This window comes from Streptomyces sp. NPDC107562 (genome assembly GCF_055657325.1).
Genome location: NZ_JBVKBE010000005.1, coordinates 17,769 through 37,803, shown reverse-complemented (window position 1 = coordinate 37,803; position 20,035 = coordinate 17,769). Strand labels below are relative to the sequence as shown.

The 20,035-nt window shown below is 71.2% G+C and carries 20 protein-coding genes; 8 read left to right on the top strand and 12 right to left on the bottom strand.

The features are described 5' to 3' along the window. Nucleotides 1-4: 4 nt before the first annotated feature. Nucleotides 5-841: an ATP-grasp domain-containing protein gene (locus ACZ7LV_RS16630; protein WP_471939958.1), complete on the bottom strand. Its 837-nt coding sequence runs from the start codon at nucleotides 839-841 to the stop codon at nucleotides 5-7. 154 nt (nucleotides 842-995) lie between these two features. Here ACZ7LV_RS16630 and tap point away from each other — a divergent pair, with 154 nt between their 5' ends. The 5 genes from tap (at nucleotide 996) to qcrB (ending at nucleotide 7,509) form a co-directional block, all read left to right on the top strand. Then, a complete protein-coding gene (gene tap / locus ACZ7LV_RS16625; RefSeq protein WP_471939956.1) occupies nucleotides 996-3,194 on the top strand; it encodes a telomere-associated protein Tap in 2,199 nt (732 codons plus the stop codon). Nucleotides 3,195-3,299: 105 nt separating this feature from the next. Then, nucleotides 3,300-3,860, top strand: a complete 561-nt coding sequence (gene tpg / locus ACZ7LV_RS16620; RefSeq protein ID WP_471939954.1) for a telomere-protecting terminal protein Tpg — start codon at nucleotides 3,300-3,302, stop codon at nucleotides 3,858-3,860. A gap of 90 nt (nucleotides 3,861-3,950) precedes the next feature. Continuing rightward, nucleotides 3,951-5,306 carry an NAD(P)/FAD-dependent oxidoreductase gene (locus tag ACZ7LV_RS16615; RefSeq protein WP_471939952.1) on the top strand — a complete coding sequence of 452 codons (1,356 nt, stop codon included), beginning with the start codon at nucleotides 3,951-3,953 and terminating at the stop codon, nucleotides 5,304-5,306. 48 nt (nucleotides 5,307-5,354) lie between these two features. After that, nucleotides 5,355-5,696 (top strand): hypothetical protein, encoded by a 342-nt coding sequence (locus ACZ7LV_RS16610; protein WP_471939950.1) that lies wholly within the window; start codon nucleotides 5,355-5,357, stop codon nucleotides 5,694-5,696. 187 nt (nucleotides 5,697-5,883) lie between these two features. Next, nucleotides 5,884-7,509 (top strand): cytochrome bc1 complex cytochrome b subunit, encoded by a 1,626-nt coding sequence (qcrB, locus tag ACZ7LV_RS16605; RefSeq protein ID WP_471939948.1) that lies wholly within the window; start codon nucleotides 5,884-5,886, stop codon nucleotides 7,507-7,509. Nucleotides 7,510-7,615: 106 nt separating this feature from the next. On the opposite strand, the gene ACZ7LV_RS16600 is transcribed toward qcrB, so the two are convergent. Further along, nucleotides 7,616-8,050, bottom strand: coding sequence for a YidB family protein (locus tag ACZ7LV_RS16600; RefSeq protein ID WP_471939946.1), 435 nt, complete (start codon nucleotides 8,048-8,050; stop codon nucleotides 7,616-7,618). Between the two features lie 466 nt (nucleotides 8,051-8,516). On the opposite strand from ACZ7LV_RS16600, the gene ACZ7LV_RS16595 reads away from it, so the two are divergent. Further along, on the top strand, nucleotides 8,517-9,782 hold the full coding sequence (locus tag ACZ7LV_RS16595; protein WP_471939945.1) for a glycosyltransferase family 4 protein: 1,266 nt from the start codon (nucleotides 8,517-8,519) through the stop codon (nucleotides 9,780-9,782). Continuing rightward, the gene (locus ACZ7LV_RS16590; RefSeq protein ID WP_471939943.1) at nucleotides 9,779-9,997 is read left to right on the top strand and encodes a hypothetical protein; all 219 of its coding nucleotides are present in this window, start codon (nucleotides 9,779-9,781) and stop codon (nucleotides 9,995-9,997) included. The genes ACZ7LV_RS16595 and ACZ7LV_RS16590 overlap by 4 nt, the downstream gene beginning before the upstream one ends. A 167-nt stretch (nucleotides 9,998-10,164) precedes the next feature. Here the strand turns inward: ACZ7LV_RS16590 and ACZ7LV_RS16585 are convergent, their stop codons facing one another. From ACZ7LV_RS16585 to ACZ7LV_RS16570, 4 genes are all read right to left on the bottom strand, one after another. Next, nucleotides 10,165-10,407, bottom strand: a complete 243-nt coding sequence (locus tag ACZ7LV_RS16585) for a DUF5133 domain-containing protein (RefSeq protein ID WP_471939941.1) — start codon at nucleotides 10,405-10,407, stop codon at nucleotides 10,165-10,167. Nucleotides 10,408-10,541: 134 nt separating this feature from the next. Further along, nucleotides 10,542-11,342 carry an SDR family NAD(P)-dependent oxidoreductase gene (locus ACZ7LV_RS16580; protein WP_471939939.1) on the bottom strand — a complete coding sequence of 267 codons (801 nt, stop codon included), beginning with the start codon at nucleotides 11,340-11,342 and terminating at the stop codon, nucleotides 10,542-10,544. A gap of 104 nt (nucleotides 11,343-11,446) precedes the next feature. Beyond that, nucleotides 11,447-12,907, bottom strand: a complete 1,461-nt coding sequence (locus tag ACZ7LV_RS16575) for an MFS transporter (RefSeq protein WP_471939938.1) — start codon at nucleotides 12,905-12,907, stop codon at nucleotides 11,447-11,449. Between the two features lie 43 nt (nucleotides 12,908-12,950). Next, on the bottom strand, nucleotides 12,951-13,643 hold the full coding sequence (locus tag ACZ7LV_RS16570) for a type 1 glutamine amidotransferase domain-containing protein (protein ID WP_471939936.1): 693 nt from the start codon (nucleotides 13,641-13,643) through the stop codon (nucleotides 12,951-12,953). A 124-nt stretch (nucleotides 13,644-13,767) separates the two neighbouring features. Here ACZ7LV_RS16570 and ACZ7LV_RS16565 point away from each other — a divergent pair, with 124 nt between their 5' ends. Continuing rightward, nucleotides 13,768-14,724, top strand: coding sequence for a LysR family transcriptional regulator (locus ACZ7LV_RS16565; protein WP_471939934.1), 957 nt, complete (start codon nucleotides 13,768-13,770; stop codon nucleotides 14,722-14,724). A 39-nt stretch (nucleotides 14,725-14,763) separates the two neighbouring features. On the opposite strand, the gene ACZ7LV_RS16560 is transcribed toward ACZ7LV_RS16565, so the two are convergent. The 6 genes from ACZ7LV_RS16560 to ACZ7LV_RS16535 form a co-directional block, all read right to left on the bottom strand. After that, nucleotides 14,764-15,843, bottom strand: coding sequence for a sensor histidine kinase (locus ACZ7LV_RS16560; protein ID WP_471939932.1), 1,080 nt, complete (start codon nucleotides 15,841-15,843; stop codon nucleotides 14,764-14,766). Then, entirely contained in the window at nucleotides 15,836-16,531 is a 696-nt protein-coding gene (locus ACZ7LV_RS16555; RefSeq protein WP_471939930.1) for a response regulator transcription factor, read from the bottom strand. The genes ACZ7LV_RS16560 and ACZ7LV_RS16555 overlap by 8 nt, the downstream gene beginning before the upstream one ends. Before the next feature lie 73 nt (nucleotides 16,532-16,604). Then, complete coding sequence (locus ACZ7LV_RS16550) at nucleotides 16,605-17,312, bottom strand: VanZ family protein (protein WP_471939928.1); 708 nt, start codon at nucleotides 17,310-17,312, stop codon at nucleotides 16,605-16,607. A gap of 195 nt (nucleotides 17,313-17,507) precedes the next feature. After that, entirely contained in the window at nucleotides 17,508-18,536 is a 1,029-nt protein-coding gene (locus ACZ7LV_RS16545) for a hypothetical protein (RefSeq protein ID WP_471939926.1), read from the bottom strand. A 312-nt stretch (nucleotides 18,537-18,848) separates the two neighbouring features. Continuing rightward, a complete protein-coding gene (locus ACZ7LV_RS16540) occupies nucleotides 18,849-19,511 on the bottom strand; it encodes a hypothetical protein (RefSeq protein ID WP_471939924.1) in 663 nt (220 codons plus the stop codon). Between the two features lies 1 nt (nucleotide 19,512). After that, nucleotides 19,513-19,980, bottom strand: a complete 468-nt coding sequence (locus ACZ7LV_RS16535; RefSeq protein ID WP_471939922.1) for an HIT family protein — start codon at nucleotides 19,978-19,980, stop codon at nucleotides 19,513-19,515. Between the last annotated feature and the right edge of the window lie 55 nt (nucleotides 19,981-20,035).

Genomic DNA, 20,035 nt, shown 5'->3' with positions numbered 1-20,035 from the left:
CGTGTCACATGGCGGGACCGGCGGCCAGGAACCGGTGCAGGGATGCCGTCATGTGCGCCACGAAGGAGTCCCGCGCCTCGTCGGTGACCAGGCCCAGGGACAGGTAGGGGTTGAGGTCCTCCAGCTCGACCAGGAGCAGTTCGCCCTCCTGGGTACGGCAGGCGTCGACCCGCTGGATGCCGTGGTCGAGGGTGTTCCAGTCGATGAAGCGCCGGGCGAAGGCGAGGTCGGCGTCGGTCGCCTCGTAGTGCTCGAGCTCCCAGCGCCGCCCCGGATCGGGGGCGTGCAGGGCGTACTGGAACGCGTCGTCGACGAAGTAGAAGGACACTTCGTAACGGAAGTCGATGCGCGGCTGGACCAGGATGTCGCCGTGGACGAGACCGCCGAGTTCCTCCCGGGACAGGAACGCCAGGCCTATGGAGTCCGCGCCGGCCTTGGGCTTGACCGCGTACTGGTCGGCCTCCGGCAGCAGGTGCAGGTGCTCGCGCCGGTCGACGGTGGGGATGACCGGGTGTCCGGCGGCGGTCAGGTCCAGCAGGTACTGCTTGCCGGCCATGTCGCCACGGCCGGTCAGGGGGTTGTACACCCGGGTGCCGCGGGTCGTGGCCCGTGCACGGAAGGCGTCGTACTCCTCCTGGTAGTGCAGCACGGGACCGCTGTTGCGGACCACGACCACGTCGAACGTGTCCATCAGCGCGGCGGCGTCCAGGGGATGGCACAGTGCGACGTCGAAGTCCTCGCGCAGCCGGGAGGTCAGCCAGATGTCCTCGTCGCTGTAGCGCCGTCCCCGGGCCTGGTAGGAGAGGTCGGTCACGAACAGGACGGTGCGGCGGTCGGGCAACGCGGATCTCCTTGGACGGTGCCGGTGTGCACGCCGCACGTACGGTGGTCCGGCGTGGCGCGCTGTCAAGGTAGCAGAGTCCCCCAAGTAAGTTAATCCCAAGGGTAAATCGGAGGTTAATCACTGCTAGGGTAAGGGCGGGAGGTAGACGCTCATGGCCACCGAGGAAGAGCTGTTCGCCAACGTGGACGCCCTGCTGGAGGAGGAACCCCAGCTGCCGTCCCCGGCGGAACGGGCCCGGCTGCGTGAGGCGGCCGGCATCACCCAGGCCCGCCTGGCGGCGGCACTGCGCAGCACCACACAGAGCGTCAAGAACTGGGAGAACGGCCGCTCCGAGCCCCGCCCGCCCCGACTGGAGGCGTACCAGCGGCTGCTGCGCGGCTGGGCGGCGAAGTATCCCGCGCACGGCGCCCCCGCCGCGACCTCTCCGGGTGCCAACACGCCGCCCCACCCGTCGGGTACGGGGGCGGGCGTGGCCGTGCCCGGGCAGGAGAGCGCCACCCCCGCGGAGGCCCCTGCCGTGCGGACCCCGCACGCGCCGGCCTCCCGTCCGGTCGCGGAGGCCCCAGCCGGGCCTGCCCCCCACCCCGTCGCGGAGGCCCCACCCGTGCCCGCCGCCCGTCCGGCCGCGCGCCCGGCCGCGTCCGCGCGCCGTACGGCCGCGCACGGCGCGGCGAAACCCGCCGTCGACCCGCGGTTCCCGCACGGTCCACTCGCCGTCCTGGACGGCGACGGCTCCGCCTGGTGCGTCGACGGCATCGTGCTCGACTGCCCGGCGACCACGGTCCCGGAGCTGGTGGAGTGGACGCTGCGCGAGTCCGGCCTCGGTGCCGCCAGACTCCACCGCTACGGCAAGGACAGCGACCCGCTCGTCGTGCTCACCGGCGCGGCAGCCGTGAAGCTCGGACTGCCCGAGCGCCTGGAGGGCCACGAGCAGCGCCGTTCCCTGCGGTTGCCCGCCGACCACCCGGTCGTGAAGCAGGTGGCCGGGGCCAAGTGGCGGCTGACGCAGCGCGGGTTCGGCCCATGGGCGCGGATCTACCGCAAGGTGCAGGGACACGAGCGGCAGTGCGTGCAGCTGGCGATCCTGTCCTGGGACGCCCTAGACGAGCGGTCCTGGCCCGGCGTCGCCGCCATGGAACCGGCCGACATCGCCCGCGTCCTCGGCGTCTACGCCCGGCGGGTGATCACCCCCCGTGGCTCCACGGCCGTTTCCGGGCTGGAACTGATGACGGCGCTGCGCCCGCCCACCCGCGCCGAGCGGGACGAGGCCACCGGCAACTGGGTGCCCGGTCACCACCCCGGCTCGCTGGGCACGCAGCCCATGGACCCGGCGCCGCCGGAGGCCACTCCGGAGCACCCCGTCGTCGTCGGCAGCGGCTGGAGCGGCGGATTCCTCGACGAGGAGGCCTACCAGTGGGTGCGGCCGGTGGACCGGCTCACGGACGAGGAGTGCCTGCTGCCGTACGCGGTCGGCCTGGACCTCAACACGGCGTTCCTCGCCGCCGCGGCCCGCCTGGTCGTCGGCCTGTCCGCGCCGGACCACTTCCACGCCCCGAGGTTCAACCCGAAGATCCCCGGCTCCTGGCTGGTCGACCTCTCGCACATCGAGCTGGACCCACGCCTGCCCTCGCCGTTCACACCGGACGGCACCCGCCCGACCGGCCCGGCCTGGTACCAGACGCACACCGTCGCCTACGCCCAGGAGCTCGGTCACAACGTGGCACCGATCGAGGCGTACCTGCGCCGTGAGACCGGCGCCTACCTGGACCCGTGGCACGACCGCCTCAAGAACGCGTACGTCGACACCCTCGCCGACCTCGGCGTCACCCGGGACCTCACGGACGCGGAGTTCCTCGCCGCGATGGAACGGCACAAGCACACCGACGCGGCCCTGTTCGCCGTACTCACCGCGATCAAGGCGACGGTCAAGGGCGGCGTCGGCAAGCTGCGCGAGCGCCCTCAGGGCAGGCACTACAAGCAGGGCGAGCGGTGGCCGGCCCTGGAACGGCCGACGTGGCGCCCCGACATCCGCGCCGCCGTCATCAGCAAGGCCCGGGTCAACATGCACCGCAAGCTCACCAACATGGCCAGGATGACGGGGCTGTTCCCCCTGGCCGTGCTGTCCGACTGCGTCGTCTACCCGAGCCCCGGCGCCGGCCCCCTCGACTTCCTGCCGTACGCGGCCAGCGGGAAGCCCCAGCCCGGCGCCTTCCGTCTCGGGCCCACGCCGGGTCTGGCGAAGCTGGAGGGCGCCCAGCCGATGCTGTGGGCGGTGGACCTGATGGAGAAGGGGCTCAACCCCGCACGGCACATCAAGGGCGGCGACGCCGTCCTGGACGAAGGCGAGTAGACCCGTGTGCGCGGACGTACTGCCCTTGGAGGCGGCGGAGTGGGAGCCGGCATCCAACCCTGCCGACGCGCGCGGCCGGCACTTCACCCCTGAGGGGAGCTGACCGTGGCAGGCGAGATCGAGGAAGCGATCGAGCGGGCCGGGCGGGAGTCGTTCACCCGGGAGCCGCCGAAGACGCTCAAGGGCAAGATCGGCTACCTGCTCAAGCAGTTGGGCAGTGCCAAAGCCGTCGCCCAGGAGATCGGGGTCACCGCCGACTCCGTCAACCGCTACCGGCGCGGCGCCCGCAAGCACGCGCGCGCCGACGTCGCCGCGAGGATCGACGACGCGGTCCGGCGCCGCTGGCAGCCCGGCGTCCGCAGGCGGCGGCAGCGCCAGGCCGCGCGCACGGGCGGCATCACGGTGGAGACGCGGGCCCGCTTCGGCTACACCGCACCGGTCGGCACCACTGACGACGGCCGTTTCCGCCGCCTCACCGTGCACCTTCCCCCGGAGCACGCCCGCCGCCTGTTCGACGCCCGTGACGCCGGAGCCGACGACCAGCAGATGCGGCAGATCATCGCCGACGGACTCAAGGACGTGTATTTCCAGGACGGCGGCAGCCGGGCGCTCGGCCTCTCCGACGTCGCCATCAACGACATCGACTACCTGGATCTCGACTTCTGACGCACCCCTCCTCGGGCCGGATGCGGCAGCGCCTGTCACACGCCCGCGCCCCGTCTTGTCTCCCTGGTGAGACAACCAACAGAGGGAATCATGCGTGAGATTCTGATCGTCGGTGGGGGCTACGCGGGCTTCTACACGGCCTGGGGCCTGGAAAAGCTGCTGCACAAGGGCGAAGCGCGGGTGACGATCGTGGATCCCCGCCCCTACATGACCTACCAGCCGTTCCTGCCGGAGGTGACCGCGGGATCGGTGGAGGCCCGCCACGCCGCGGTGTCGTTGCGGCGACACCTGTCCGGCACCCGGATCATCGCGGGCAGCGTCACGCGGATCCGCCACGCGGAGCGAACGGTCGTCGTCCGGCCGGCGAGCGGACCCGAGTACAGCCTCGGATACGACACCCTGGTGGTCACCGCGGGCGCGGTCACCCGCACCTTCCCGATACCGGGACTCGCCCAGCAGGCGATCGGCCTGAAGCACGTGGAAGAGGCGGTGGCCGTCCGTGACCAGTTGCTGACCGCCTTCGACCGGGCGGCGTCGCTGCCGCCCGGAGCGGAGCGCCGGAAACTGCTCACCGTGACGTTCGTCGGCGGCGGATTCTCCGGTGTCGAAGGCTTCGGCGAGCTGCTGTCCCTCGCGACCGCCATGCTCAAGTCCTATCCGGAACTGAGCTTCGGCGAACTGTCCTTCCACCTCGTCGAGGCCCGTGACCGCATCCTGCCCGAGGTGACGGCCGGGCCCGGCGCCTGGGTGGTCAGCTCCCTGGAACGGCGAGGCGCCCACGTGCACCTCAACACGCAGCTGCTGTCGGCCGTGGACGGACACGTCGTGCTCTCCAGCGGCGAGGAGTTCGACTCCGCGCTGGTCGTCTGGACCGCGGGCAACGCCTCGAACCCGGTCGTGCTCAACCACACGGACCTGCCCGTCGACCAGCGCGGCCTGCTCGTGGTCCGCCCCGATCTGCGCGTCGGCACCGACAACGACCCGGTGCCGGACGTCTGGGCGGCGGGCGACGACGCCGCCGTCCCGGACCTGGCGTCGCCCGTGCCGGGCGCCCACACGGTGCCGAACGCCCAGCACGCCGTACGGCAGGGCAAGCTGCTGGCGAAGAACATCGCGGCGACCCTGCACGGAGGCAAGGTCCGTCAGTACCGCCACCGGAGCCTGGGGGTCGTGGCGACGCTCGGCCTCGGGCGGGGAATCTTCCAGTACAAGAGCATCGTCATCAAGGGCCTTCCCGCGTGGCTGATGCACCGCGGCTACCACGTCCTGGCCGTGCCGACCTGGGAGCGCAAGGTCCGTGTGTTCAGCGTGTGGCTCACGGCCGCCCTGTTCGGCAGGGACCTCGTCTCCCTGGCCTCCGTCCAGCACCCGCGGGACGCCTTCGTCAGCGGTGGTGATCCGCAACGCCCCGACGAGGGGCGCAGGAGCGACCAGGTGCCGGCGTGAGTGCCACGGCGGGTCGCTCACCCTCCCATTCCCTTCTTGGAGCACAGCATGAACGCGCATGAGGAGGCCGCACGCGGCTTGAACGACATCGAGCACTACCTGTACCGGCAGGCCCACCTGGCCGCCGCGAGGAGGCGCGTGGCGGCCTTCCTCGCCTACGTGCCGGAACTCACGGGGGAGCAGAAGGTCCGTATCGAGCGGTGGTATCTCGAAGAGCAGCGTTACATCGCCCGCATGGTCACGGGACACATCACCGACGCCCTCGAAACGGCGCAGGAACGACATGACCAGCACTTCGGACGATGGCTGCGGGGGACCCGGACCTCGATGATCGTGATCACCCTGATCATGGGACTGGTCGTCGCCGTGGTCCTCGGTTCGACGCGCTGAACCCGGCGCTCCCCCCTCCGTCCGCCCCGCAGATCCGCGGTTTTCCCGACCTCTGTCCGTGATACCGAAGCCGGCGCATGTCACAAACAAGCGGGCTGTCTGGTCATAAAGGTGACGGGAACGGCACATCGGACCCCTGCGGCGTCGGTGCGCGGTGCCTCCACTGGTGAAAGTTGCGTGGTGACGTATGGGAAACGCGAGCACGGAGACCGGTGCGCGGACGGGTGGGGCGGGGAGCAAGGTCTCCCGGTGGTTCGACCTCCGCCTCGGGACCGGCGAACTGAAGAAGACGTTGATGCGCCGGGTCTTCCCGGACCACTGGTCCCTCCTGCTGGCGCAGATCTGTCTCTACAGCTTCGTGATCCTCGTGGTGACAGGCATCTACCTGACCTTCTACTTCCACCCGTCCTCGGCACCCGTGGTGTACGACGGCAGTTACGCGCCGCTGCGGGGGCAGATCGTGTCGGAGGCCTTCAACTCGACGATGCACATCTCCTTCGACGTCCGCGGTGGTCTCCTGATCAGGCAGGCCCATCACTGGGCGGCGCTCGTCTTCGTCGCCGCCATGCTCACCCACGTGATGCGGATCTTCTTCACCGGCGCCTACCGGATGCCACGGGAGATCAGTTGGGTCATCGCCCTGCTGCTGCTGGTCCTCGGGATGTTCGGCGGACTCACGGGATACGACCTGCCGGACGATCTGCTGTCCGGAACCGGACTGGCGGTCGTGAACGGAACGCTCCTTTCGATACCCGTGGTCGGCACCTACCTGTCGATGTTCCTGTTCGGCGGAAGCTTCCCCGGCGACGACGTGATAGGGCGCTTCAACACGATCCACGTCCTTCTCATACCCGCGGTGATGGTCGTCCTGATCGCCGTACAGATCGCCCTGTCCCTGCGGCAGGGCAGCGCGCAGTACCCCGGACCCGGCCGGACCGAGCGGAATGTCGTCGGTCTGCCCCTTCGCGTGTACGCGGCCAAATCGGCGGGCTACTTCTTCCTGGTCACCTCGATGATCTTCACCATCGCGGCGATCGCACAGATCAACCCCATCTGGCGGTACGGCCCTTACCGCGCGGACCAGGTCTCGGCGGGGTCGCAGCCCGACTGGTACATGGGCGTCGCCGACGGTCTGCTGCGCGTCATGCCCGGCTGGGAGATCGACGCCTGGGGCCACACGCTGGCCCTCGACAACCTGATCCCGTTGCTGGCAAGTGCCGGGCTCTTCCTGGCCCTTGGCGTCTACCCCTTCATCGAGTCCTGGGCGACCGGTGACGAGCGCGAACACCATCTCCTCGACAGGCCACGCAACAGGCCGGTGCGTACCGGCTTCGGTGCGGCGTGGCTGACCGCGTACGGGGTGGCCCTGCTCGGCGCCGCCAACGACGTGATCGCCCTTAAACTGAACGTGTCGGTGAACGCGGTGACATGGGCCGTCCGCATAGGCCTCCTGGTGGCTCCGCCGCTCGCGTACGTGGTGGCGAAGCGGTGGGCTCTCGGCCTCCAGCGTCGCGACCGTGACAAGGTGCTGCACGGGAGGGAGACCGGGAGGATCCGCCGGCTGCCGCACGGGGAGTTCGTCGAGGTGCACCAACCGCTCGGTCGGGCGGAGCTGTACACCCTGACGGCACATGAACAGTACGCACCGCTGACGGCCCGCTCCGCCGGGGACGGCCCCGGCGCGGCCCGCAGGCAGTCCGTGTCCGCGCGGCTGCGGGCCCGGCTCAGCCGAGCCCTCTACGGTCCGGGTACGCAGATCCCCAAGCCGACGGCTGACGAGTACCGGCAGATCACCGCCCACCACCGATCCTGACCTCTGTGCCAAGGGTGATGGGCAGGCGGATTCGCTGAACCCGTCGAGGCCGCCGGCAGCGGTGCCGGCGGCCTCGACGCGGCCGGGCTCACGAGCCCTGTGCGGGTCAGAGTCGCTGCTGTTTGATGATGTCCTCCAGCGAACCCGTCGGCAGCTGACCGTTGGGGGAGAGCTTGTCGACGGTCGAGGGAAGCGTTTGCGCGATCTCGTCGGCGGCCCGCTCCGGAGAGACTCCCGCTCGCGCGGCAACATGGTGCAGCGTCTCGTCGGGCAGGGCCTTGGCGACCTGAGAGCCGGTGACGGTCTGGTTGCCGCCCGTGCCGACCCAGGACTGAGCCTGGTCCGCCAGGCCGCTCCTCGCCAGCATCTCCAGGAGGCCGGCCAGCGGATTGTCACTGCTCCCGGCCGCCTTCGCGCCCCCGGCGCCGCCGCTCGTCAGCGCCCCCAGCAGCGCGCCGAGGATGTTCCCGCCCTTGCCGCTGCCTCCCTGGCCGCCGCCCAGCAGGCCGCCGATCAGAGAGCCAAGATCGTTGCTCGTCATGAAGCGCTCCTTCCGTGGGGGAGGAGGAGAAACCTCCACGTATCTTCACGATCAGCGCAGCGCGCACGGGTCGCAAACGGACGTTCCGGGTCACGGACGAGGGGCGCTCCCCGCCATGCACCGCCCGCTCAGTAACCGAATTCATGTCCCGTGGTAGCGCGAGCATCCATGCGGCGAACGGCACCACGGCGCCGCCCGCCGCGACGAGTGGCACGTCGATGTAGAGCACGCTGAGGTCCCGGCGGATCCCCTCGAAACCACCCTCCACATTCAGGGGCCCTGCGCCGTGTCGAGGCGGTTGCTCCTGAGCCACCGACGGAGCTCGGTCAGCAGGGCGACGCCGTCGTCGATGTCTTCGGCCAGCCATCCGGGGACGAGTGGCGGCACTTGGCGGCACTTTGAACGTCAGGACAACAGAGAGGTAACAAAAGGCAACCGATCGGCATGCCAGAAGGTCTAGTCCGCCATGAAGATCTCCTTCCTGCTTCACAACGCCTATGGGATCGGAGGCACGATCACCACCACCTTCAACCTGGCCCAGGCCCTGGCCGCCCGGCACGAGGTGGAGATCGTCTCCGCCATGCGGCACCTGGAGCACCCGAACTTCGCCCTCGACCCAAGAGTGTCGTTGAAGCCGCTCGTGGATCTGCGGCACGAAAGGAAAGCTGCCCTGCACCTCAGGCCGGCGCGGGTCTTCCCCGCCGCTGAGTACCGCCACGGGCAGTACAGCGAACTAACGGACCGGCGGATCGGTGCCTACCTCGCGGAGACGGATGCCGACGTGCTCATCGGCACCCGGCCCGGCCTCAACGTGCACCTCGCACGTCAGGCACCAGAGCGGGCCCTACGCATCGGGCAAGAGCATCTGACCCTCGACCACCACTCGCCCCACCTGCGCACGGTGCTGCGCCGGGCCTATCGACGACTTGACGCGCTCACCACGGTCACTGAAGCCGACGCCGCCGCCTACCGGCGCAAGATGCGGCTACCCGGAGTGCGCGTGGAGGCGCTCCCCAACAGCGTGCCCGACCCTGTGTTGCCCGCGGCGGACGGCACCGCGAAGGTCGTGGTCGCGGCCGGCAGGCTGGTCCGGGTGAAGCGGTACGACCTGCTCATCGAGGCGTTCGCCCTGGTCGCCGCCGAGCACCCGGACTGGCGGCTGCGCATCTACGGCAAGGGCGAGGAACACGGCCGACTGCGGGACCTTGTCGGACGTCTGGGCCTGCACGACAACGTCTTCCTCATGGGAGTCGCGGCGCCGATGGAGGGCGAGTGGGTCAAGGGCTCGATCGCCGCGACCGCCGCCGACTTCGAGCCCTTCGGCATGACCATCGTGGAGGCCATGCGCTGCGGGCTGCCCGTGGTGAGCACCGACTGCCCGCACGGGCCCGCGGAGATCATCGAGGACGGTGTCGACGGCCGGCTCGTGCCGGTGGGGGACCGCGACGCGCTGGGCGCCGCGTTGCTGGAACTCGTACGTGACGACGAACGACGCCGGCTGATGGGCCGCGCGGCGCAGGAGAACGCGCGGCGCTATGCGCCCGGCCCCGTCGTGGAGCGGGTCGAGCGGTTGATCGACGCCGCGAGGTCGGCCCGTGCGGGCGAAGCTCCGGTTCCGACGAACGGCGGCCGAGTGCAACACGCACTGGTCAGCGGAGGATTCGCCGCTCGGGACGCCGCGTACGCCATGGCCTCCAGCGCGCTACGGAGAGTACGGAGGAGACTGGGATGAGCGCGAAGCGCGAGACGGCACCGGGCGCCCGGCCGCGCGCCGACTGCACGTCCGGCACCGACGGCCGGATCACCTTCCGTCTCGTCACACGGGCCGGTACCACCGCCCGACTGCACCTGCGGCTGCGCCCCACGATGGGCGAACCCGGGAAGACCGTCCACCACCTCGAACTTCGACCTGCGGACGGGAGCCCGCGGGCTGTCCTGGACGCCTAGCCCTTACTGATTGAAGGCGATACTGGGCAGCACCCGAACACGGACGGTGCGGGTGTCGCCCGTCATGGCGTCGCGGATCTCGGCTTCCAGGCGTGCCCAGTAGGGGAAGAACGACGCTCGGTCGGTGCCGTGCAGGCGGGGGCGGACGATTGGAGACCGTTGCAGTACTAGGCGGCCAGTGTCTCGTCGTCCTGCGTGGTCGTCTGGTCGGCGCGGTACTGCCGTAGGAGGGCGTCCGCCGCGAGCACGGCCTGCTCGACGGTGCGCACGCCGGTCATCACGCAGAGCGTGTACGAGGCGTCCTCCAGAGCGCGGCTCGTGGGACCGGTGGGGAGGACGTCGTGTTGGATACGCGCCCGAGCGAGTCGAGCCAGCGCTGCACGCAGTTCCTTCTCGGCAGGCAGGATCACGGCGAGTCCTCTCTCTCAGTTCCCAAGGTGGAGCTCGCGAGCGGGACGGCACTCGCGTGAGGAACCGGCTACGAGCGGTACCTCACGCGGTTGCGCGACTCCGAGCAGTTCGCAAGTGCCCCGCGTTGAGTGGTCTATGCATGGGGATTCGTGAGCAGGGAGTCGGTGAGGGTGGCCAGTCGGCGCCGGTAGCCGACGTCGTGGGCTTCGGCCGCCGCCGCACTCTCCTGACGGCCGTCGAAGTACCGCCCGGTCACCCCGGCCAGGTCGGGGTCGTCGACCAGACGCCGGGTCGCGGCCACCCCTTGCTCCAGTGAGTCGACGAAGTCCATGCCGGTGTGCCGGGACATGGTGGTCGGCATGAACGTCGCGGGATGCAGGCTGTTGACGGTGATGCCGCTGCCGGACAGTTCCTGGGCGAGGTCCAGACTGTGGCAGATCAGGGCCAGCTTGGAACGGCAGTAGGCGGCCACGTCGGTGTAGTCGTGGGTGAGTTGGGGATCGTCGAGGTCCACCGGCTGCTGACCCGTGGAGGCGATGTTGACGATGCGGGAGGGCGCCGCCCGGCGCAGCAGCGGCAGCAGCGCCCGGGTCAGCACGACCGGCGCCAGGTAGTTGACGGCCAGGCGCATCTCGTGGCCGTCCTGGGAGGTCTGCCGCCGGGTCCCCTCGGCGTGGAAGCCGACGCCCGCGTTGTTGACGAGCACGTCGAGTCTGTCGTGCGCCGCGGCGACCTCGTCGGCCAGACGGCGGACTTCGGCCAGCGAGGAGAAGTCGGCCCGGTAGGGCCGGCCGCCGGTGCTCGCGGCGACCTCCGCGAGTCGGACGTCGTCGCGGCCGTGCAGCAGCAGGGTGTGCCTGCCGTCGTCGGCCAGATCCTCCGCGAGGGCCCGGCCGAGGCCGTCGGAGGCGCCGGTGATCAGGATGGTTGCCATGTCGTGCACCTTTCGGTGTGGGCGGGCATCGTGTGCCGCCGGATTGTGGGGAAGTGGGTCGAGCCGGTGTGACGTCCACGAGGGCCGTTCCGGGCTCGGCGCGCTCATGGATCTCGCGGCGTCGCACGCTGCCGGTCCACGGGGGCCGGGGTCATGCCCGGACCGGCGAGCACGGCGATCAGCAGGAGCGCGGCGCCGGCGAGCGCGAAGCAGGCCGTGAAGCGGGCCTCGGCGGGCGGACGACCCTGCTCACCCGCCGCGACGAGCACGGCCACCAAGGCACCCGCCACCGCGCTGCCCACCGAACGGGCCACGGAGTTCACACCGTTGGCGACCGCCGTGTGCGCGGGCGGCACCAGTGCCATCAGAGCGGCCGGAAGCGCGGCGAAGCCGAACGCGATCGCGACGCCCACGAGCATGCCGGACCCCTGGACCGCCGCGCTGCTGCCGTGGCAGCCCGCGAGGAGCGCGAAGCCCAGGGCACCGGTGACGGAGCCGATGGCGAGGGTGAGTCGCGGTCCGCCACGACGCATCAAGGGGCCGGCCACCTGCGCGGCAGCCAGGGAAGCCAGCGAGGAGGGCAGCAGATACCGCACCGAGGCATCGAGGACGGAGGCGCCGAAGCCGTAGCCGGCCGACGGCGGCACCTGAACCAGCGCCGAGACCAGGATGAACTGCGAGAACATCGCGAATCCCAGCAGCAGCCCCGCGAGGTGGACGAGCAGGACCGGCCTGTGGACCAGTACGTCCAGGTCGATCAACGGGTGCGGTACGGAGCGCTCCCCTCGCGCCCAGAGCGTCGCGGCCACCCCGCACGCGGCCAGGCACCCGAGTGTCCAGCCGGAGGTCCAGCCCCACACACCACCGCGCGACAGCGGGAGCAGCAGCAGGAGGAGCGTGAGGGTCAGTCCCGTGGCGCCTCGCCAGTCCGTGCCCGCGCCGCTCGCCGATCGGGACGAGGGAACGTACGCCACGATCGCCACCAGGCTCAGCACGGACACGGCCGTCGCCAGCCGGAAGACGCCGTGGAAGTCAGGCGTGTCCCCCCGGGTGAGCAGGGCGGCGCCGACCAGTGCCGAGCCGGTGCCGAGCGCGAGGCCGCCGCTGAGCGTGCCCAGCGCCGCGGGGAGGCGCTGGGCGGGCAGTTCCGCGCGCAGCACCGCCTGGGCGAGCGGGAAGACCGCGGTCGAAACCCCTTGCAGGAACCGTCCCACGATCAGCAGGGGCAGCCCCTCGGCGAGGGCGGCCAGCAGGGATCCCGCGACGGTGACCGCCATGACGCCGATGAGGACCGGCCGCCTGCCGTAGCGGTCTCCCATCCTGCTGAGCAGGGGCGTGCACACGGCGGCCGACAGCAGGGTCGCCGTGGTCAGCCAGCTCGCGTCGGCGGCCGGTGCGCGCAGGTCCCGCTGGATGGTGCCGAGGACCGGTACCACCAGGGTCTGCATCATCGACACGACCACGGCGCCCAGGCCCAACGCCAGGACGAAGCCCCGCCCTTCGACGCGGCGCAGCACGGAGGAGGGAGGAGGAGTGGCGGGGATCTGTCGGCACGGCGTGGTCATGAGGACGCACTTCTGAGGGTCCGGGAGCGCCAGGTCCGCGCGCTCAGCCGATGGTCCGGAGGAGAGCCTCGGCCAGCGACGCCGAGGAGGCGGGATTCTGCCCCGTGTGCAGGCCCCGGTCGACGACCACGTGCGGCGTCCAGGGTTCGGCGGCCGAGTACTCGGCGCCCAGCTCCACGAGCCGGTCCTCCAGCAGCCAGGGCAGCCGGTCGGCGAGGCCGGTCTGCTGCTCCTCCGCCGTACTGAAGCCGGTGAGCCGGTAGCCCGCGAACGGCCAGGCCCCGTCCTCCTCCGTGGCCGTCAGCGCCGCGACGCCGTGGCACACGACACCCAGCGGCGTCTGTGTGAGCTGGGCGGTGCGCAGCAGCCGCGCGGAGTCACCGTCCTGCGCCAGGTCCTGGAGGGGGCCGTGTCCGCCGACGTAGAAGAGGGCGGCGTAGCGGGCGGCGTCGACCTCGGCGAGGGCCAGCGGGCGGCGCAGTGCGGCGGCGGAGTCCAGTACGGCGGCCACCGCGGCGGCCCCTTCCGGACCGCCGTTGAACTCCGGCTGGAGGCTGACGGGGTCGACGGTGGGGACGACGCCGCCCGGAGTGGCCACGGACACCTGGTGTCCGGCTGCGACGAAGGCCCGGTACGGCGCCGTGAACTCCTCGGCCCAGTAGCCGGTGCGGTGCTCGGTGCCGTCGGTCAACGTCAGGTGATCGGCACCGGTGACCACCATGAGGATCTCAGCCATGTCTCTCGTGCTCCTTGTGCAGGTCCCGCCGTTGCCCAGGCGGGGGAGGGCGCCGGTGGACCGGCGGTGGAACATCGACGACACTAGGTCGCGCATCCATCCGCCTACCAATGGGAAGGCTGATATGAACGATCGGGAATCCGATGGGTCCGAGGCCGGTCCCGGATCCCGTCCGGCGGGGAGAGGGCCCCTGGACCTCGGCCTGCTGCGGACCTTCCTGGCCGTGTACCGGGCTCGTTCCCTGACGACCGCGGCCCGGGAGCTGGGGATCTCCCAGCCCACCGTGAGCGCACAACTGCAGGCCCTGGAGGCGGAGCTGGGCCGGCAGCTTTTCGAGCGCCTGCCCAGGGGAGTGGCTCCGACCACGGTCGCCGACGAGCTGGCCGGTGAGATCGCCGCGCCCCTCGACGCGCTGGCCACGGTCGCGAGCCGGGGGCGGCCGGGCCTGCCGGCGCTTCCGGAGCCGGTGCATCTGGCCGGGCCCGCCGACATGCTCTCGCAGCTGGCCCTGCCCGCCCTCGCTCCTCTGGTCGCGGACGGTGTCCGGCTGCGTGTCACAACCGGGCTGGCCGACGACCTCCTCGCGGGCCTCCAGGCCGGGCGCTTCGACCTGGTCCTGTCGGCCGTACGGCCACGGGGCCGCGCCATGTCGGCGGTGCCGCTCATGGACGAGGAGTTCGTTCTCGTGGCCGCGCCCGCCTGGGCCCGGCGGATCGGGCCGCTCACCTGCGACGACCCGGAGCCGCTGCGCGACGTCCCGCTCGTGGCGTTCGCCGAGGACCTGCCGATCCTGCGCCGGTACTGGCGCCACGTCTTCCGGTCCCGGCTGTCCGCGCGTCCCGCCGTCGTCGTTCCGGATCTGCGCGCAGTACGCTCCTGCGTCGTCGCCGGTTCCGGGGTGACCGTCCTGCCGCGCTACCTGTGCGAGGACGACCTTGCCGCCGGGAGGCTCGTCCTGCTGCTGACCCCCGAGGACGCGCCCATCAACACCGGGTTCCTGGTCCAGCGGGCGGGCGCCCTGCCGCGCCCGCATGTCACGGCGGTGCGTGAGCGCCTGCTGAGCGCGGCCCGCGCGTGGTGACGGGGGCGGGCCCCCTGGCGGTGCGCGCGGGGAAGGAGCCTACCGCGTGCCAGGAAGGCGTACCGCGACGAGGAGACCACCGGCCGGCCGGGCAGCGAGATCGAGGGTCCCGCCGTGGGCGCGGACGATGCTGTGCACGAGGGCCAGCCCCAGGCCGACGCCCGCGTGCTCGTCGGTACGCACGCGTTCCGTCCCGCGCTGGAAGGGTTCGGTGAGCGTCGGCACCAGTTCCGGGGCGAGAGGATGCCCCGTGTTCTCGACCCGGACCACGCTCGCGTCGCCCTGCGCCTCCGTGTGGACCGTGACGGTGCCACCCGTGGGGAGGTTGTGGACCACGGCGTTCTGGACGAGGTTCGTCATCATCCGCAGCAGGAGCTCCGCCGAGCCGCTGGTGCGTGTCGCACCGCCGGTGACGTCGAGCGTGATCGCGCGCTGCTCCGCGAAGGGGAGCAGGGTCTCGGCGGCCTCCTCGGCGACGAGGGAGAGGTCGACGCTCTCGCGGGTGAACGTCCCCCGGTCGCTGCGGCTGAGCAGCAGGAGGGCCTCGGTGAGGTCGATCGCGCGCCTGTTGACCGCTCGCAGGCGACGGACGAGTTCGCCCTGATCCCGTGTCGGGTCCCTGTGGGCGAGGTCGAGCAGCGCCTGCGAGATGGCCAGCGGGGTGCGCAGTTCGTGGGAGGCGTTCGCGGCGAACCGCTGCTGCTCCGCCACGTGCGCGTCGAGCTGTTCGAGCATGGTGTCGAACGCGTCGGCGAGTTCACGGAACTCGTCCTGGCGGCCCTCCATGCGGATCCGGTGGGACAGCGACCCGCTCCCGGCCGTCCGTGCCGCGGCCGTGATCCGTGTGAGCGGAGAGAGCATCCGGCCGGCGAGGACCCATCCCCCGGCGAGGCCGAACACGAGCAGGAAGACCATCGCCACCGCCGCGGCGGGTGCGAAAGTGCGTACCAGGAGGTAGCGGTTGGGCGAGACCCCGAGGAGGCCCCTTTGGGTGTCGGGTACGTAGCGCAGCAGGAACACCCACACCACCGCCAGCAACAGGGCGCCGGCGACGGCGAGGAAACCGGCGTAGCTGAGGGTGAGTTTCATGCGGGCGCTGAGCCCTGGTCGTCTACGCACGGGCGTCACCGGGGCCGTTATTGTCCGTACGGCCGTCGATCCGGTAGCCGACGCCGGGCACCGTGGCGATGATCCAGGGTTCGCCGAGCCGCTTGCGCAACGCCGAGACGGTGATGCGTACGGCGTTGGTGAAGGGGTCGGCGTTCCCGTCCCAGGCCCGCTCCAGCAACTCCTCGGCGCTGACGACCCCGCCTTCGGCGCCGACGAGGACCTCCAGCACGGCGAACTGCTTACGGGTCAGCGCGACATAGCGTCCGTCGCGGAAGACCTCCCGGCGGAACGGGTCCACCCGTAGACCCGCCAACTCGCGGACCGGAGGCCGGGCGTAGGCGCGCCTGCGGTCGAGCGCCCTCAGCCGCATGACGAGCTCCCGCAGCTCGAACGGCTTGGTGAGGTAGTCGTCGGCACCGAGTGCGAACCCGGTCACCTTGTCGTCGATCCGGTCGGCCGCGGTGAGCATGAGGATCGGGATGCCGCTGCCGGAGGCGACGATGCGCCGGGCGACCTCGTCGCCGGAGGGGCCGGGGATGTCACGGTCGAGGACCGCCAGGTCGTAGGAGTTGACACCGAGGAGCTCCAGGGCGGTGTCGCCGTCGCCGGCGATGTCGGCGGCGATCGCCTCCAGCCGGAGACCGTCACGGACGGCCTCGGCAAGGTACGGCTCGTCCTCCACGATCAGTACGCGCATGTCGGCAGCCTAAGCAACGCCGCGTGTCGCCGGCGTATGCGTCACAGACAGTCGGCGCGGACCGGGCCGCGCCTCAGCCTGTCGGCGCGAGCGTCGAGCGCGGCTGGTCCGACGGCGCCGCCGCCCTGGCGCGCCACCAGGGGCGCGACGCCAGCGCCGCAAGCACGGCGCCGGTCGCGTTCACCAGTACGTCGTCCACCGAGGACACCCGGTCCAGCCGCAGCGCGTACTGCGCGGTCTCGACCAGGACCGAGCAGCCCGCCCCGAGTGCCAGCATCCGCGGTACCGACGCCAACGCCGCGAAGCGCATCGGGGCGAAGAACCCCACCGAGGCGAAGACCAACAGGTTGCCGACGATCCCGCCCGGCCCCATCACGAGCAGGTCCCGCAGCGGCACCAGACTCACACGCGCGGGAGCGGTGCCGGGTTCGGCGCCCGGCATCATGGTCATCCACAGGAACGGCACGGTCCCGTGCACCATGCCGACCTCGGCCAGCGACATCCGCCACGCCGACGCGACGCCCGCGGCACGCCGACGCAGCGCCAGCACCGACACCACCAGCGCGGCCAACGGCAACGCCACCAACGTCATCAGCACCACACCGTTGAACGTGTCGTAGCAGCCGTGCCACCGCCCGGCCATGCACCTCGGAGCGGCCATCGTGAGCGGCCGCAGCGGGACGAGCGCGGCGGCCGCCACGCCGAGGACCGCCAGACCGAACACCGCGATCCTGCCTGTGCGGCGGGACTGCGGTGCTGACAGGGAAGCCTCGTCGTTCATGGCCCCCATTGGATGCGGAGGGCGGTTGCGGTGGCGTATCGGATTCTCGATACGCCCGCGATACAGGAGACTTTTCGACGTGTCGCGGCCGAGGAGCGATTGGCGAGGACCTGCACGTGGGCCGGCCGATCGGGGGCGCGGACGCCGGGCACCGGTGTACCGCCCCGGGACCGACGGCCGCACCTCGTAGCGGCATCACAGAGGTGGGCGGAGTGGCTCGCTGTAGCGCTCCCCGGCGTAGGGCTGGACCGCGTCGCGGACCGCCGGGGCGCCTCCTGGGAGCCGGTCCACGCGGACCAGGGCGTACGCCTGATGCCCGTCGACCAGATGCGTCGGTGCGGCGCGCAGCGTGGAGCCGGGCAGGAGCCACACCACCAGCCAGGGCCGGGCGTCCTTGCTGAAAGGTTCGCGCCCCATCGTCACCGCGGCGATCTCGTCCCAGTAGAGGAACAGCTCCTGCTTCGCGACCTCGCGCATCCCGATGCCTTCCGGTCCGACGCGCAGCCGCAGCGGCTTGCGCCACCGCTGGAAGGAGCGCACCGCCAGGGGCCAGGACAGCAGCGCGCCCATGGTGGCGACCGGGAGCAGCGCGAAGGGGCCGATCAGGCGCTGGTGGACGACGAACTCCACCAGCAGGAAGGTGCACAGGGCGGCCGACGCCGCCCAGAGGACCGTCCAGACTCCTGCCCGGCTTCTGGAGGCCAAGTGGTGTTCGCCGCCGGGAACCCGGTGTTCGGGGCCCGACCGGGTCACCGGGACGGGCAGGCGGACCGTGCGTGGGGCAGTCTCGAAGCGGGCACCGCCGTGGCGGGCGAGTTCGGCCGTGAGTGCCGAGACGGTCTGGTCGAGGTCGCCGCAGTCGACGATCGTGTAGCGCGGCAGCACGTCAAGTGTGTGATCGGGCCTGCGGGTCAGTGTGACGCCGGGGGCGGTCCAGAGCCGGAGGTGCGGCTTCGGAGGCTTGGTGTCCACGCTGTTCTCACGGGTGTTCGGCGGATGCCACAGCGCGACCCTGTCGATCTGCTCCCAGGCGAGCTCCGCGTCGTGGAGTGTGATCCCGAACCCGTCGACGCGCAGCCTGAACGGCCGCCGGGCCTTCCACAGGTACGCCACGCCCGTGAGCGAGGCGACGACCCCGTACAGCGTCACGCCCAGCGGGCCGTCGACGCCGTCACCGACGAGAAACCACACCAGGCCCCCGGCGAGCCCCAACCCCCCTGCCAAGAGGCAGAGTTGTCCTCGCCGTCTGATGCGCCCCACGGTGAACTCCATGGCCCCGGCCCCCCTGTCGCGTCGCCCCCTGGACTCACGCCCATGATGAGCCTGCCACGGTGCACAACCGGCCCACGTCGGCATGGTGTTGCCTCACCGTGACGCCCACGCGACAAGGCCACAGACAAGGGACGTAGATCCGTCGGCGGGTCTGGATCGGTCACGTGGCCTTGGTTCGTCCGCAGCGGACCCGTCCAGTGCGGACGGTCAGGCGGGGGCGAGGTCCTTGCGGACGTCAGGGCTGCCCCGTGAGTGCCCGGGTATTCATGCGCCGGGCTCGGACTGCGCTGCGGCGGCGGCCCAGCGACGGATGTGCTGGTCGGGATGGGCCCGGGCGGATGCGATGGTGCTCTCCAGTAGTCCGTGCAGGCGCCGCGGGTACGACGCACGGGAGGTGGGCAGTCCCAGCAGGACACGGTGGCGCATCCGTAGATCGGTGAGGTCGGCGAACACCCGCAGGGAGACCTCCAGCCAGGTGTCCATGATGTCTTGCGACGCGTCCAGAGCGGGATCACGTACCCCCGCGCACCCGTACGCCGGGGACCGATCCTCGCGCAAAGGGACATGGGCGCAGTACCAGGCCCGCACCGCGCCCGCTCGCTCAGCATCCGAGCCGACCCGTAGATAGTCGACCAACGCCGCCATCACGCGACGGCGTCCGAACGCGTAGACCGCCGGTTCGACGAACCAGCGGCAGAAGCTGGGATCCGGGTCGTACACGGCTGCCGCCATCAGCGGGGCGAACAACTCCTCGGGCAAGCCGGCACGTTCGAGCAAGGGCTTACGCACCGCATGAGCGAGGCGGCGGGCATCGAGGCCGCTCTGCTCCGCGGCGACTTCTTCCAGGCCCAGCAGTCGGGCCACCTCCGTCGCGCATTGCGGGAAGGAACGCGGTTCCGTGCCGCTCCGTTCGTCTTCGGCGGGCACTTCAGCCGAGGGCTTCCCTCAACCGATCGCAGACCCGCTCCACTTCCGCCACCCCAGGGAAGCATCCCGCTTCACCCATGGCCGTTTGCAGTGCCGGTCCGACGGCGTTGAACCGGGACATGTCCTCCCGCCCGACCGGTTGCACGACGAAGTGAAGGTGGCCCGGAACCCCGCCGGCATGCGACCACAGGCACACGTACACCTGCTCCGGGGTCATCACCGCGGTGACCGCCGCACCCACCCGCCGCAGCAACGGACCCAGCTCGACGGATTCCCGCTCCGTCAACTCGGCGACCTGAACGACGTGCCGGGCGGGCTTGACCACGACGGTGCCCAGGCCCAGGGGGCCGACACAGTGCTCGACCACCCAGGAATCGGTGCGCAACAGGATCCCTCCCGGCAGTGGAGCCCTGCCGGCCATGAGGTCGCACGCCAGACAGACGCCCTGCGTACCATCCTTTTCGGCCACCGATGGTTCCTCCGATCCCCGAGAGCGGCGCACTGCGCCAACCGCCCGCACCCCC